This window comes from Terrisphaera buseokensis (assembly GCF_047521145.2).
In the GTDB taxonomy this organism is placed as follows: domain Bacteria; phylum Verrucomicrobiota; class Verrucomicrobiia; order Opitutales; family Opitutaceae; genus ER46.
Window position 1 is genome coordinate 327,008 of the sequence record NZ_CM134186.1, and the last position, 14,044, is coordinate 341,051.

The following is a 14,044-nucleotide window of genomic DNA, read 5'->3' on the forward strand; positions in this document are numbered from 1 at the left end:
TCTCGGCAGGGGCTTTCGCGGCGACAGCTCGAATGCCTTTTTCCTGGTTTCCTGGCTTTAGAATTCTCCCCGTCCCGAACCCGTCCCGTCCCGACATCACGTCACGTCAGGTCACGTCGTTCTGAAACAGCTCGATGCTTTCGCCGTTGGGGCCTTCGCAGAAGAAGACGCGGATCGGGACGGGCCCGGCACCGTTGGTCGTGGCGATCATGACGTCCTTCGGCTCCACGGTGATTTTCACGCCGGCCTGGCGCACGTGGGCGGCGACGGCATCGATCCGATCGGTGCGCAACGCGAAGTGCAGCACGGATCCGTTGGGTGAGGGCGTCCAGGCGAGATCCTCGAAGATCTCGATGTAGTTGCCGTCACCCGTATCCATCATCCCGGCACGTTGCGGGGCGGGCCGCCACGTAATCTTCTCCGTGCAGCCCAGGACGTCGCGATAGAATGCAATCGTCCGATCCCAGTCCCGCGTTTTCACGCAGACATGATGAAAGCCGCCGCGGCCGAGGATGGGGTTGGGCATGGGACCAAAAGTTGAGAGTTGAGAGCTGAGGGTTGAGAGAGCGGATCGAGTGTTCCATTCTCAACCCTCAACTCTCACCTCTCAACTCCTCCAACCGGCCTTACGGTGCCAGCGACTTCACGTAGGCGACCAGCGGCTGCACTTCCGCCGGGGGCGTGACCCAGTCGCTGTAGAGCAGCTCGGGCATCGTGTAGCGCGTGTTGTAGAGCGAGAAATTGGCGGCGTCGTTGCGCGAGATATGGCCGGCCTTGATCGTGGCACCGGCGAAAAGCCCCACGGTCTTCGTGTAGGCGAGCAGCGGCGTCTTGTAGATTTCCTCGTTATTGCGCTCCTTCTCAGCGGCTTTCGGGCCGGCGACAGCCTTGGCGTCGACGCCCAGGTTCACACGATTCGCGAACAGCTTCTTCGGCGTGGCGTCATCCGTGATGATGAAAACGGTCTCCTTGGAATTGGCACCGAGCTGCAGGCCGAGGCTGGCCTCGCCGGCGTTGATCAGCACCGGAATGCTCCAGCCGTCGGGGCGCTTCACCATGATGACGCCGAAGCCGTCCTGCACGCCCAGCACGATGCCGGCCTTGAACTGGCTCAGGATGATCAGGCCGCGCGCCCGCTTCCAGACTTCAGCCGGAATGGCGGTTTCACGGCGGAGCTGGAACTCCCGCAAAATGGCTTCGCAGGTTTCCACGCGGGTAACGAGATCGGCCCGCGTGGGCTCGGCGCGAACAATGGAAGCGCCCAAGAGCGCCAGGAGCGACAGTAACAGGAATTTCTTCATGACGATGCGTAAAGTCTAAGGTCGGCGGAGTGTAGGCAGGCCCCGGGCTGCTTGGGAAGCGTGGAGTGCATCCCGCCCAGCCCGGACAAAGTGAGCCTCGTTTGGTTCCCAACTCCGCGGTCCGTCGCACCAAAGCCCCACATTTGCGTGCATCCCGTGGCACCCGAACCCTCACCACACGGGATGACGCGAAAGCGTCCCCGGTCCTTCCGTGTCTTCCGCGTGTTCCGTGGGCCGCCAGATTGCGGGTTGTAGTGATTGTCGCGCGCCTGCTGCTCCGTCTCCGGCTCAATCCAGTCCGCGCACGGTGAGTTCGTCTTCGTCCCACCCGAGAAAGTGCCCGAGCTCGTGCAGATAGGTCAGTCTGACCTCATCGCGGAAGACATCGGCATCGCCTCCGGCGAAGTCCCAGAGATTGTCGAGGTAAAGGAGGATTTGGGGCGGGGCCAGGTTGTCCTGCGACAGTTCCGTGCCGTGCGCGCTGCCGGTAAACAGGCCCAGGATGTCCGGCTCGAAGCCGTCGGCGAGCACGTCGCCGGCCGGTACATGCTCGTAGTGCACGGCGACGCCCCGGGCCAACACCCGGATTTCCGGTGGCAGCTGGCGTTGCGCGGCACCGACGGTGTCGGCGGCGATTTGGGTCAGACGGGCCGGGTCCATGCCGCGATTACGACTTCAAGTCCGTGGACAGGTCGAGCTTCTCGAACCGTTCGCCCAGCAGCCAGAGTCCGCACCACGCCTCGCCCAGCAGCACCACCAGGACAACGACGGTGGCCACGAGCACCGCGGCGACGGGTCCCACCAGCCACTGTAGGATGAAAATCACGAGGGCCGCCAAGCCGACCGGCGGCACCAGCGTGAGCAGCATCGTGAGCAGCTGGGCGAAGAAGAAGATCATGCGCTGGCCGATGACTTCGGGGCCGCCGCCGCGCATCCGACTGGCCTGAAACCAGCCGGGAAACAGCAGCGCCGCCGCGTTGGGCACCAGCAATTGCAACGCGACCAGCGCCGGTGCAATCGCCGCCAGCCCGAGTCCGACCGTGATCCGGACCGGCAGGGTGAGCCACTCGATGCCTCCGCTCACGGGATAGAAGGTGAAACCGATCGCGAGGAGCGTCAGCCAGAGCACGGCGGTGAGGATCACGACGGGCGTGAGCAGTTCGCCCAGGATGATCTGCCAGCCGGCCAGCGGAAACGTCTTCAACGTGTCCGCGTGCGCCAGATCGCTGCGGATATCCTGCCGCGCGAACTGCGGCCCGGTGATCAGCGCGTAGGCACCGAAAATCAACGCCATCATCCCGACTCCTGGCAGCAGTGGCCGCCACTCGGGCTGGGTGTTCAGCCAGAGGCTGCTGCCGACGATCACGACCGCGCAGCCGAGAAACACGCGCAGGTTGAAGTACGGCCACGTGGACAGCAGGTTTTTCCACAGGAACGCCAGTTCCGGCCGGCCTTGGCTCGCGAGAAAAAATGGCGCGGGCCGCGCCTTGGTCGGCAGCGTGCCAGGCCGGCGCTCGCCCGAACGCCACGCCGCGATCCGGGCCCCGCGTTTCTGCGCGTAGTCGACCGAGGCGTCTTCAAACGCCACCGCCGTGCGCACCACCCACAGATAGTGCAGTGTCACCACCAGCAAGGCCGGCCCCAGCGAGAGGAGAAAGTGCCGCACGTCGACCGCGAGAAACGGACCGATCACGAGCTTGAATGGCACCAGCAGCCAGCTGAGCGGCGCGGTCTGCGTGAGCGTGACCAACCAGTCGATCGCGGGCTGGAGCTCGATGCCGGCGCCCAAGGCCGGAACTTGAACATCGGCCGGGAGACGCAGGCCGGTGGCGAGGAAGACGGTCGCAATCGTGCCGAGCAGATAAGCGCGCCGCCGCCACGCGCCCAATCCGAGATCGGTAAGCCGCGTCAGCGTGAACGACGCTCCGCTGAAATGAAGATTGAGCGCGGAAAAGATGAACCACCAGCCGATGGCATGCGTGGCGACGTTGCCGCCGATGATCGTCCAGCGGTTCGAAAACAGCATCATGACCGCGGCACCCATCAGGCTGCGAAACTGTGCGCTCAGCAGCCGGAAGTGCACGAGGCCGCGACGCGGGATCGGCGCGGGAAACAGGAACGCGATCTCCGCTTCCGTGAAGCCGAGCGCGGCGCGTTGCGCGGGCACCACCCACATGAACGAAATGAAAATCAGCAGCGCGAGCGACCCGAGCGCGGTGGTGGCCGGCAGCCAGTCGACGGGCAGCGACGCCTGCGCGGCTTCCATCGCCTGGAGGGCCTCGGGCGTCATCGCGCGCGGCACCCTGGGCCCGGCAGTCTGGCTGAAGCTGCGAAAGAAAAAGAAGTAGAAGTACGCGCAACCGACCACCGCCCCGATCAGGTATTTCGGCTGGCGCAGCCGCCGCGCGCGCGCGATCAGCCAGTTCTTGAACGACGTCAGCCGGAGATAGAGCAACGCGCGCAGCATGGGGCGAACGGCACCCGCCTCAGATGTCCGAACCGCCGGTCGCGCGGAGGAAAATTTCCTCGAGGTTCACGTTGGCGTCGCCGTTGCTGAACCGCGCCGACACCTCCGCGAGCGTGCCGTCAGCGATCTTTTCGCCGCGCTTGAGAATCAGGACATGCGTGCAGACCTCCTCGAGCAGATGCAGCAGGTGGGAACTCAACACGATCGTGGCACCGGCGCGGGCCCGCTTGATGATCGAGTTCTTCATCCGCCGGATGCCAAGCGGATCCAGCCCGGTGAGCGGCTCGTCGAAGAACATCACCTGCGGGCTGTGCAGCAGGCCGCAGGCGATCGCCAGCTTCTGCTTCATCCCGCGCGAGAGTTCGCCGGGGAGCTGGTCGGCCTTGTCCGCGATCTCGAACTCCTCGAGCAGCGGCTGCGCGATCGCCTCGTGATTCGCCACTCCGTAGATGCGCGCCACGAAGTTCAGGTGCTGTCGCGCCGTCAGGTAGTCGAAAAGCCGGGGTTCGTCCGAAAAAAACGCCAGCGCCCGTTTCGCCGCGATCGGATCCGCGGCGAGATCGTGCCCGGCAATCCGGACGGTCCCACTGCTCGCGGGAATGATGCCGGCCAGGCAGCGCAGGGTGCTGGTTTTGCCCGCGCCATTGGGACCGACGAGACCCAGCACTTCGCCTTGGCGCACCGCGAACGACAAATCACTCACCGCGGTGAAGTTGCCGTAACGCTTGTGCAGCCCTTGAACCTCGATCATGGGCGGCGAAGCTGCGGGTTGTGAGCGGTGTCGGCAAGCTCGCGCAAAATCAGCGTAACCCTTCCCCTGACCCGCCGTCTTGCCCCGAAGTCCGGCCTACGCCGAGACCGTTTAAACCCAGCAACTCACCCCGAGATACGATCATGAAATCCTTCAAAGCTCTTATTACCGCCGTTGCCTTTGGCATCGTGGCGTCCGCATCCGTTTCCCAAGCTCAGGAAAAGAAGGGTCAGATGACCCCCGAGCAGCAGATTGAACGCATTGAGACGGCCGTTGGCTCTCTCTCCGCTGACCAGAAAGCCAAGATCACCGCCATCATGGGCAAGACCCGCGAGGAAATGCAGGGTGTGCCGAAGGAAGAGCGCAAGGAGAAGGGCGCCGCCATCCAGAAGAAGCAGCGTGACGCCATTCGCGCCGTGCTGACCGCCGAGCAGCAGGCCAAGTATGATGCGATGGCTCCCGCCGGTGGTAAGGGCGGCAAGAAGAACCAGTAAGTCTGGAAGAATTTGTCAGGGGTTGGTGTTACTAGCCGCCGCGGATCGCAGCCCGCGGCGGCCTTTTTGTGCCCGGATCCCAAGAAGGAGTCGTAATTGTAGTGGAGTTGAACGGGCGGGGATCGGGAAAAGGCCGTGAGGTGAGGCGGGGGATTACCGAGGTGACGGGGGAAAAGTGGTAGAGTCGCGGCCGTTCACAAAGGGTGAAGGGCGTGCGCAATGGGTGAGTGGGCGGGTGAAGATCGCAGCCATTTCGCTTTCGACTCGCACCCGCGTGTGCCCAGCGTCCGGCCATGGCCGAGAAAACGCGCGTGATCATTGTCGGGGGTGGGGCGGCGGGATATTTCGCGGCCATTGCCTGCGCGGAAACGCTGGGGGCGGCGGGCGAGGTGACGATGTATGAGGCCACGGCGCATCCGCTCGCCAAGGTGCGCGTCTCCGGCGGCGGACGCTGCAACGTGACCCATGCGTGCTTCGAGCCGCGGGAACTGGTGAAGAAATATCCGCGCGGCGGGCGCGAGTTGCTGGGGGCGTTTCATCGCTGGCAGCCGCGCGACACCGTGGCCTGGTTTGCGGAGCGCGGCGTGGAAACCAAAACCGAGGACGACGGCCGGATGTTTCCCGTGACGGATGACTCGGCGACGATTGTCGAGTGCCTGACGCGCGCCGCTGAAGCGGCCGGCGTCAAGCTGGTGTCGAGCATGGGCGTGCGGAAGGTGGAGTCGGTCGGCACGGCAGGCGGACCTTCCTTCTGGGTCACGCTGACGGACGGCACCGGGGTGCGTTGCGAGCGCCTGCTGCTTGCCACGGGTGGCAACCGATCGTCGGCCGGATTCACAATCGCGGAGGCGCTCGGTCACGCGATCGAGCCGCTCGTGCCGTCGCTGTTCACCTTTCACATCGACGATGCGCGGCTGATCGGACTTTCCGGGGTGTCGGTGGAGAACGCGACCGTGAGCGTGCCCGGCACCAAGTTGCGCGAAAGCGGGCCGCTGTTGATCACGCACTGGGGCCTGAGCGGTCCGGCGATCCTGAAACTCTCGGCGTGGGGCGCGCGCGAACTCGCGACGCGCCACTACGAATTTCCGCTGACGGTGAACTTCGCGCCGCCGCACACGCGCGATTCCCTGGTGCACGAGTTGACGGCCGTGCGGGACAAAAATCCGCGCAAGCAGATCGCGACCTGGAGTCCGCTCGCGATGCCGCAGCGATTGTGGGAGCGGCTGGTGACGTCCGCGGGCATCGCCCCGACGAGTCCGTGGAGCACGGTTGGCAATACCGCGCTGGGCACGCTTGCACACCAACTCACCGCGGCGGAGTTGAAGGTCGTGGGGAAGAGCCTGTTCAAGGACGAGTTTGTGACCTGCGGTGGGGTGCGCCTGAGCGAGGTGGATTTTCGCACCATGGAAAGCAGGCTGTGTCCCGGTTTGTTCTTCGCCGGCGAAGTGCTCGACGTCGACGGCGTGACGGGCGGTTTCAATTTCCAGGCCGCCTGGACGACGGGTATGATCGCCGGGCTGGCAATGGCGGGAAGGGCGTGAGCGGAAACCGGAAACCGGAAACCGGAAACCGGAAACCGGAAACCGGAAACCGGAAACCGGAAACCGGAAACCGGAAACCGGAAACCGGAAACCGGAAACCGGAAACCGGAAACCGGAAACCGGAAACCGGAAACCGGAAACCGGAAACCGGAAACCGGAAACCGGAAACCGGAAACCGGAAACCGATTCGCGCGGTTCGAAAAAATCCGCATTCCGCAATCCGAAATCCGCAATGTGAGCAGCGTTTCCGGTCTCCGGACTCCGGTTTCCGGTTTTCCCAAGACACACCGCGCTCTTGTAGCCGCGCGGTCCCGCTCTCATTCCCTCCTTCGCTCCCTCCCGCTGTCTCTCCGTCCCGCCGCCTCCCATTCCTTCCTACTTCCAACTCCTCCTGCTGGTGCTTCCCGTCTTCGCGCTGATCGGCGTGGGCGTGGCGGCGCGGCGGGTGCACTGGATCGAAGGCGACGCGGAAACGAGCCTCATCCGGCTCGTCGTCAACGTCTGCTATCCGTGCCTGATCTTCGAGTCGGTGGCGGGCAACACCGCGTTGCGTTCGCCGGAGAACCTGCTGCTGCCGCCGCTGGTGGGCTTTTGCGTTACGTGGTTTGGGATTCGCGCGGGGCTCCTGGTCGCGCGCGCGATCGGACTGCACGTCGGCACCGGGCTGCGGACGTTTGCACTCGCGGTGGGCATCGCGAACTACGGATACCTGCCGCTGCCGATCATGGAGGCCATCTGGGGCCCCGAAAGCCGCGGTGTGCTGCTCGTGCACAATGTCGGCGTCGAGATCGCGATCTGGACGGTCGGCGTGCTGGTGTTGAGCGGCCAGTCGCTGCGCGAAGGGTGGCGCAAACTCGTGAGCCCGATCCTGATCACGCTCGTGCTGGCCGTGGTCTGCAATCTCACCCAGCTCACCCCGCTGCTGCCCACGGTGCTGACGACCACGGTGCACGCCCTCGGCGTGTGCGCGATCCCGCTGGGCCTGATCATGACGGGGGTGAATCTCGCGCAATACCTCCATCAGCCGCGGGAGCTGTTTGATGCGCGCGTCTCTGTCGCGGCGATGGCGCTGCGGCTGGGCGCGTTGCCGGTGGTCATTCTTGCCCTCGCCAAGTTTCTGCCGTGCTCGCTGGAATTGAAACGCGTCCTGGTGGTGCAGGCGGCGATGCCGACGGCAGTGATTCCGATCATCATCGCCCGCCTCTACGGCGGTCATCCGGGGACCGCCGTGCAAATCGTGCTGGGCACGACGGCGCTGGGAATCTTCGTTATTCCGCTCTGGTTGCGCGCCGGGCTCGAATGGGTGGGCGTGGCGGGACCCTAATGCCTGTTGCCGGGTTGAACCGGGACCGCGACCGCCCCCGGTCGCCTCCGACCGATGCCAGCCAGCCCAGCACGATCGGGATACCACCGGGGAAACGACGGCCCTCTTTCCGCGCCGCGCGCGTTGACCGGGGCTCATCGGGCCCTCTAGCTCTCGCGCACTATGGAATGGCTTAGTGATCCCCAGATCTGGATTTCCCTCCTCACGCTCACCGCGCTGGAGATCGTGCTCGGCATCGACAACGTCATCTTCATCTCGATCCTCGCGGGCAAGCTGCCGGTGGAGCAGCAGGCGCGGGCGCGAAAACTCGGCCTCTCGCTCGCGCTCATCACGCGCATTTTGCTGCTGATGAGCCTGACGTGGATCATGGGGCTCACGAAGCCGCTGTTCACGTTTCCGATCGTGGACCGCGGGATTTCCGGGCGCGATCTTGTGCTGCTGATCGGCGGCCTCTTCCTGATTTGGAAGAGCGTGCGCGAGGTGCACGAGAAGCTCGAGGAAGAGGACGGCCATGTCACCAACGCGAAGAGTCGCGTATCGTTCGCGGCCGTGATCGTGCAGATTCTGCTCCTCGACATCGTTTTCTCGCTGGATTCGGTCATCACGGCGGTCGGCATGGCGGATAACATCTGGGTCATGGTCACCGCCGTCGTGATCGCGCTCGGCGTGATGCTCGTCTTTGCCGGAGCGATCAGCGACTTCGTGAACCATCACCCGACGCTCAAGATGCTCGCGTTGAGTTTCCTGATCCTGATCGGCGTCACGCTGATCGGTGAAGGCATGGGCTTCCACATTCCGAAGGGCTACATCTACTTCTCCATGGCCTTCGCGTTCGCGGTTGAGATGTTGAATCTCCGTCTGCGCACCAAGCAGAAAAAGGTTAAGCCGGTCGAGCTGCATCAGCCATACCGGTGAGGCCTTTTTAGACAGAATGAACAGAATGGACGGAATTTCAGGGCACGTGCGACACGTGGCCTGATACCAATCGCTCCTTGCTTTTGGATTTCTGGATCGATCGTGGCTACGAGCGCCAGCGAGTGGTCGTTCGACCACTCGCTGGCGCTCCTAGCCACGGCTAAAGTCCAAACGCAAAGAGCGATTGGTATGATTCGGCCAATTCTGTCTCCAAAAATCCGAGACGTTTCTCCCGCGGAGCGCAGGCCTCCGGCCTGCATCTGCCTTTAAAAGCCGGCCAGAGGCCGGCGCTCCCTCGCTTACTTTTTCTTGTTCATCGCCGCGCTGAACCAATCGCCGGTGAGCGAGGTTGGTGGACGCGGCGCAGCGGGTGCCGAGGGCCGGGGGCTGTTGAAGTTGCCGGGCCGCGGACCGCCGGGACTCGTGCGCGGACCTGAACCGGGTGCGCTGGATTGCTTCGGCCCGATCTCGGGCTTGCTGCGCATCGAGAGGGCGATCCGCTGCCGCGCCAGATCGATCTCGGTCACGGTCACCATGACTTTCTGCTGCGGGCGCACGACCGTCGCGGGTTCCTTGACGAAGGTGTCGGCGAGCTGGCTGACGTGGACGAGGCCGTCCTGGTGCACGCCGATGTCCACGAAGGCGCCGAAGGCGGTGACGTTCGTCACGATGCCCGGCAGCCTCATGCCCGGCTTCAAATCCTCGGGCCGGTTGATGCCATCGGTGAAGCTGAAGGCTTCGAATTTCTGGCGCGGGTCGCGCCCGGGTTTCGCGAGCTCGGCGAGAATGTCGGTCAGCGTGGGCAGGCCGACGTCGGCGGTGACGTAAGCCTCGAGCTTGATCCGCGCGCGCAGTTTGCCGTCGCGAATCAGGTCATCAACGGTGGCGCCGAGGTCGGCGGCCATCTTTTCCACGAGCGCATAGCGCTCCGGGTGCACCGAGCTGGCATCGAGCGGGTGCGAGCCGTCGCGAATGCGAAGGAAGCCTGCGGCCTGCTCGAACGCCTTCGGGCCAAGGCGCGGCACCTCTTTCAAATCAGCGCGCGACTTGAACGCACCCTTTTCGTTGCGGCGCGCGATGATGGCGGCGGCCGTCGCGGTGTTGAGGCCCGACACGTAGCTGAGGAGTTGCTTCGAGGCGGTGTTGAGCTCGACGCCCACGCCGTTCACGGCGCTCACGACGGTGTCGTCGAGCGAGCGCTTGAGCGCGGACTGGTCGACGTCGTGTTGATACTGACCGACGCCGATCGACTTTGGATCGAGCTTCACCAATTCGGCGAGCGGATCCATCAGTCGCCGGCCGATGGATACGGCGCCGCGGACGGTGAGATCGTGGTCGGGAAACTCTTCGCGCGCGACTTCGCTGGCGGAATAGATCGAGGCGCCGGATTCGTTCACCATTACGATTGTGATGGCGGGCGGCAGGCCGAGCGTGCGGACGAACGCCTCCGTCTCGCGGCCGGCGGTGCCGTTGCCGATGGCGATGGCCTCGACGTTGAAGAACTTCACGAAGCCGAGGAGCTTTTCCTTCGCCTCCTCCGCGTGGCGGTCGGGAAAGATGACGTCATTATGCAGCAGCTTGCCCTGGCGATCGAGCAGCACGGTTTTGCAGCCGGTGCGGAAACCGGGATCGATCGCCATCACGGCGCGCTGGCCGAGCGGCGCGGAGAGCAGCAGCTCGCGCAGGTTGTCGGTGAACACCTTGATCGCGGCCTCGTCGGCGCGCTTCTTCGACTCGAGCCGCATCTCCGTTTCCATCGCCGGCGCGAGAAGGCGTTTGGCGGCGTCCTGGACGGCGAGCATGACTTGATCCGCAGCGGGGCACTTCGCCTTCACGAACAGTGACTGCACCGTGGCGAACGCCGCAGTCTCGTCCGCCAGCTGCACGCGCATCATGAGAAACAGCTCTTTTTCGCCGCGGCGCATCGCGAGCACGCGGTGCGAGGGCGCCTTCGCCAGCGGCTCGCTCCATTCGAAGTAGTCCTTGAACTTCGCGGCCTCGCCGTCGTTTTCCTTTCCTGGCATCACCTTGGAGGAGACGACGGCATCGCGCTGGTACACGGCGCGCAGCCGGGCGCGGGCGTCCTTGTCGTCGCTCACGCGCTCCGCGAGGATGTCGCGAGCGCCGGCGAGCGCCTCGTCGATCGAGGCGATCTTGGACTTCACGTTCTTGCCGTCGTCGGCGACGTACTCGCGGCCCACATACGCCTGTGCGGCGGCGGTCACATCGGTTGCCGGATCCTGCGCCCACAGCAATTCCGACAAAGGCTCGAGGCCCTTTTCCTTCGCAATGGTCGCGCGCGTGCGCTTCTTCGGCCGGAAGGGAAGGTAGATGTCCTCGAGCGCGGTCAGGGTGTCGGCGGCGGTGATGGCCTGCTCCAGTTCCTTCGTGAGCAGGTTGCGCTCCTTCAGCGAGGACAGGATCGCCGCGCGGCGTTCGTCGAGGGCGCGCAGCTGTTCGAGGCGATCGCGGATGGAGGTTACCTGCACTTCATCGAGTTCGCCGGTGGCTTCCTTGCGGTAGCGGGCGATGAACGGCACCGTGGCTCCTTCCGCGATGAGCTGGGCGGTCGCGGCGACCTGAAAGACTTTGACGTTCAGCTCCTGCGCGAGGCGCAGAACGTGGTCGGGATTCGGGGACGTGGTGGAGGCCGGCGTGGCGACAGCAGACATGCAAGTAAAGGTGGCCGACAACAGCGGGCCCTTCCGGGTGGGCGCAATCTCGAAAATGACGTGGCCGGCGATTGCGCGCCGAAAGTTCGGCGTTACGGTGCCGCGATGAAATCACTTCTCCTGGGGCTGACGCTGATCCTGTCGGGCGCGGTCGCCGCGGCCGCGGATCTGCTCCCCATCGAGCGCCAGGTGGCGGAGGCGGTGAAGTCGCCGAAGATCACGATCGTGCATTTCTGGGCACCGTGGTGTCCGCACTGCTACGGCGAGTTGAAGAAGAACGGCTGGAGCAGCTTCATCGACGCCAACCCGGAGGTTAATTTCATCTTCGTCACCACCTGGACTGGCGACAACGGCGACGGCCGCGCGGTGCTCGCGAAGTTGGGCGTCGGTCCGCAGAAAAATTTCCAGCTGCTGCTGCATCCCAACGCGTCGCGACGGGACGAGGAGAAGATGACGTCGTTTCTCGGCCTGCCGGTCAACTGGCTGCCGGCAACGTGGATCTACCGGGATGGCAAGCTGCGGTATGCGCTCAATTACGGCGAAGTCCGTTTCCCGATGCTGCAGCAGATGATCAAGGACACGGCGAGCAAGTGGGACGAGTGACGGATGGGCGGGAACCCGGAGCCGCCTTTGCGCACGGGGACGGTTCGTTCTTGCCCGGGAGCGCAGGCGTCCCGCCTGCATCCGAAACGCTGCTGAGTGAGCAGGCCGGAGGCCTGCGCTCCCGTGGGTGGCCGAAACATTATATCTTCACCTTTACGCGTGCAACTGCCTCAGTTCGCCGCAGCTGCTTTGCTGCCCTCGTCCGATAGCGCCTCGTTTCCCGTCCCGCCTGTGCATCGACCTTCCTACTTCGTCCGCATTTGCCTCAGCCTGGCGTGCCTGACCGCCGTCGTCGCTGGCTGCGCGAAGCGTGAGACGACCGTCGAGCAGGGCAATCGCGCGGGCGTCCTTCATGTCAGCATTGGCGCCGAACCGTCTGATCTCGATCCGCAGACCGTCACCAACACCGGCGACGCGAAGATCATCCAGTCGCTCTTCGAGCCGCTGGTCAGTTACGAGCCCGGCACGCTCGCGCCGGTGCCGGGTCTCGCGGAACGCTGGGACGTTTCCCCTGACGGTCTCACCTACACGTTTCACCTGCGGGCGGGCGCGCAGTGGTCGAACCGCGACCGGATCACGGCCCAGGATTGCGTTGATGCCTGGCGTCGCATTCTCACGCCGTCCCTGGGGGCTGAATACGCCTACTTCCTTTACCTGCTGCGCGGGGCGGAAGCGTTTCACAAGGGCGCCACGCGGGACTTCGCGACGGTCGGTGTGCGCGCGGCCGATGCCCGCACGCTGGTCGTCACGCTGGTGAATCCTGTGCCGTACTTCCTGCAGATTCTCCTCAACTCACCGTGGCGGCCGGTCCATGTCCGGTCGATTGCGTCGGTCGGTGACGCTTACAGCCGCGGCACCAAATGGACGCAACCCGGCGCACTCGTCTCCAGTGGGCCCTTTGTGCTCAAGGAGTGGTCGCTCAACCAGCGCGTGGTCGTCGAAAAATCCCCGACCTACTGGGATCGCACGCGCGTCGCGCTGAACGCCATCCACTTTTATCCCATCGATCAAATCGACGCCGAGGAACGCGCCTATCGCACCGGCCAGTTGCACCTGACGTGGGGCTTGCCGCTCGCGAAAGTGCTGCCGCTGCAGCGCGAGAAGTCCCCCGCGCTGCGGATCGATGCGCTGCTCGAGACGCACTTCTTCCGGCTCAACGTCACTCGGCCCCCGCTCAACGACGCGCGCGTCCGGCGGGCGCTCGCGCTCGCGATCGACCGCGATACGCTCGTGCAAAAAATTCTGCCGGGCGGACGCCAGCCCGCGGCGACGTTTGTGCCGCCGTTGCTCGACGGCTACACGCCGCCTGCGCGGAAGGCCTATGATCCCGCCGGGGCGCGTCAGCTGCTCGCTGCGGCCGGTTTCCCGGGTGGCGCCGGACTTCCGCCGATCGAGCTGCTCTTCCACAACTCGGAAATGCTCGGTATCGTGAGCGAAGCCATTCAGCAGATGTGGCGCCGCGAACTCGGGATCGAGGTGCGGCTCGCGAATCAGGAGAAGAAAACCGTCTACGAACGCCGTCGCTCCGGCGACTATCAGGCCGTCCTCGGCAGCTGGACCGCCGATTACCTCGATGCCACGACGTTTCTCGACATGTGGCGCAGCGACTCGGGAAACAACCAGACGGGTTGGTCCGATCCGGCCTACGACGCGCTCTCAAATCGCGCCAACACCCTCGTCGATCGCGCGGCGCGCGCGAAGGTGCTCGCCGAGGCCGAGGCGCTGGTGCTTGAGGCGGCGCCGATCATCCCGGTTTATTTCAACACGCATGTTTACCTGCTCCATCCGGCGGTGAAAGGCTGGCAGCCGACGCCGATGGATCACACGGACTATCGCTACGTGTCGCTCGCAGCGGCCGGACGCTAGGCGCGGCGACGGTTTCGGCGCGCCGCAACCTTCCTCCGCCGGGCTTAGCGTTGCGGCCCCCACCGCGCCAAATTCGGACCCGTGTCCCAGGACGGAAGCAGCCTTGTCAC

General features: G+C 64.7%; 12 protein-coding genes. 6 read left to right on the forward strand and 6 right to left on the reverse strand.

Annotated elements, in window-relative coordinates:
• Positions 1–106: 106 nt before the first annotated feature.
• The 5 genes from ACLJEU_RS01295 to ACLJEU_RS01315 all read right to left on the reverse strand — a co-directional run bounded on the left by ACLJEU_RS01295 (position 107) and on the right by ACLJEU_RS01315 (position 4,519).
• Positions 107–526, reverse strand: coding sequence for a VOC family protein (locus ACLJEU_RS01295; RefSeq protein ID WP_414663474.1), 420 nt, complete (start codon positions 524–526; stop codon positions 107–109).
• Positions 527–626: 100 nt separating this feature from the next.
• Positions 627–1,301, reverse strand: a complete 675-nt coding sequence (locus tag ACLJEU_RS01300) for a lipid-binding SYLF domain-containing protein (RefSeq protein ID WP_414663473.1) — start codon at positions 1,299–1,301, stop codon at positions 627–629.
• A gap of 288 nt (positions 1,302–1,589) precedes the next feature.
• Positions 1,590–1,961, reverse strand: a complete 372-nt coding sequence (locus ACLJEU_RS01305; RefSeq protein WP_414663472.1) for a metallopeptidase family protein — start codon at positions 1,959–1,961, stop codon at positions 1,590–1,592.
• Positions 1,962–1,968: 7 nt separating this feature from the next.
• Complete coding sequence (locus ACLJEU_RS01310) at positions 1,969–3,768, reverse strand: putative ABC exporter domain-containing protein (protein ID WP_414663471.1); 1,800 nt, start codon at positions 3,766–3,768, stop codon at positions 1,969–1,971.
• Positions 3,769–3,787: 19 nt separating this feature from the next.
• Positions 3,788–4,519, reverse strand: a complete 732-nt coding sequence (locus tag ACLJEU_RS01315; RefSeq protein ID WP_414663470.1) for an ABC transporter ATP-binding protein — start codon at positions 4,517–4,519, stop codon at positions 3,788–3,790.
• Between the two features lie 143 nt (positions 4,520–4,662).
• Here ACLJEU_RS01315 and ACLJEU_RS01320 point away from each other — a divergent pair, with 143 nt between their 5' ends.
• The 4 genes from ACLJEU_RS01320 (at position 4,663) to ACLJEU_RS01335 (ending at position 8,793) form a co-directional block, all read left to right on the forward strand.
• Positions 4,663–5,013 carry a hypothetical protein gene (locus ACLJEU_RS01320; RefSeq protein WP_414663469.1) on the forward strand — a complete coding sequence of 117 codons (351 nt, stop codon included), beginning with the start codon at positions 4,663–4,665 and terminating at the stop codon, positions 5,011–5,013.
• A gap of 293 nt (positions 5,014–5,306) precedes the next feature.
• Positions 5,307–6,554 carry a BaiN/RdsA family NAD(P)/FAD-dependent oxidoreductase gene (locus ACLJEU_RS01325; RefSeq protein ID WP_414663468.1) on the forward strand — a complete coding sequence of 416 codons (1,248 nt, stop codon included), beginning with the start codon at positions 5,307–5,309 and terminating at the stop codon, positions 6,552–6,554.
• 397 nt (positions 6,555–6,951) lie between these two features.
• Positions 6,952–7,878, forward strand: a complete 927-nt coding sequence (locus tag ACLJEU_RS01330; RefSeq protein ID WP_414663467.1) for an AEC family transporter — start codon at positions 6,952–6,954, stop codon at positions 7,876–7,878.
• A gap of 162 nt (positions 7,879–8,040) precedes the next feature.
• Entirely contained in the window at positions 8,041–8,793 is a 753-nt protein-coding gene (locus tag ACLJEU_RS01335) for a TerC family protein (protein ID WP_414663466.1), read from the forward strand.
• A 299-nt stretch (positions 8,794–9,092) separates the two neighbouring features.
• Here ACLJEU_RS01335 and ACLJEU_RS01340 read toward each other — a convergent pair whose 3' ends face one another.
• Positions 9,093–11,465 carry a Tex family protein gene (locus tag ACLJEU_RS01340; protein ID WP_414663465.1) on the reverse strand — a complete coding sequence of 791 codons (2,373 nt, stop codon included), beginning with the start codon at positions 11,463–11,465 and terminating at the stop codon, positions 9,093–9,095.
• A 105-nt stretch (positions 11,466–11,570) separates the two neighbouring features.
• On the opposite strand from ACLJEU_RS01340, the gene ACLJEU_RS01345 reads away from it, so the two are divergent.
• Entirely contained in the window at positions 11,571–12,068 is a 498-nt protein-coding gene (locus ACLJEU_RS01345) for a TlpA family protein disulfide reductase (protein WP_414663464.1), read from the forward strand.
• Positions 12,069–12,299: 231 nt separating this feature from the next.
• Positions 12,300–13,934: a peptide ABC transporter substrate-binding protein gene (locus tag ACLJEU_RS01350; protein ID WP_414663463.1), complete on the forward strand. Its 1,635-nt coding sequence runs from the start codon at positions 12,300–12,302 to the stop codon at positions 13,932–13,934.
• Positions 13,935–14,044 lie beyond the last annotated feature (110 nt).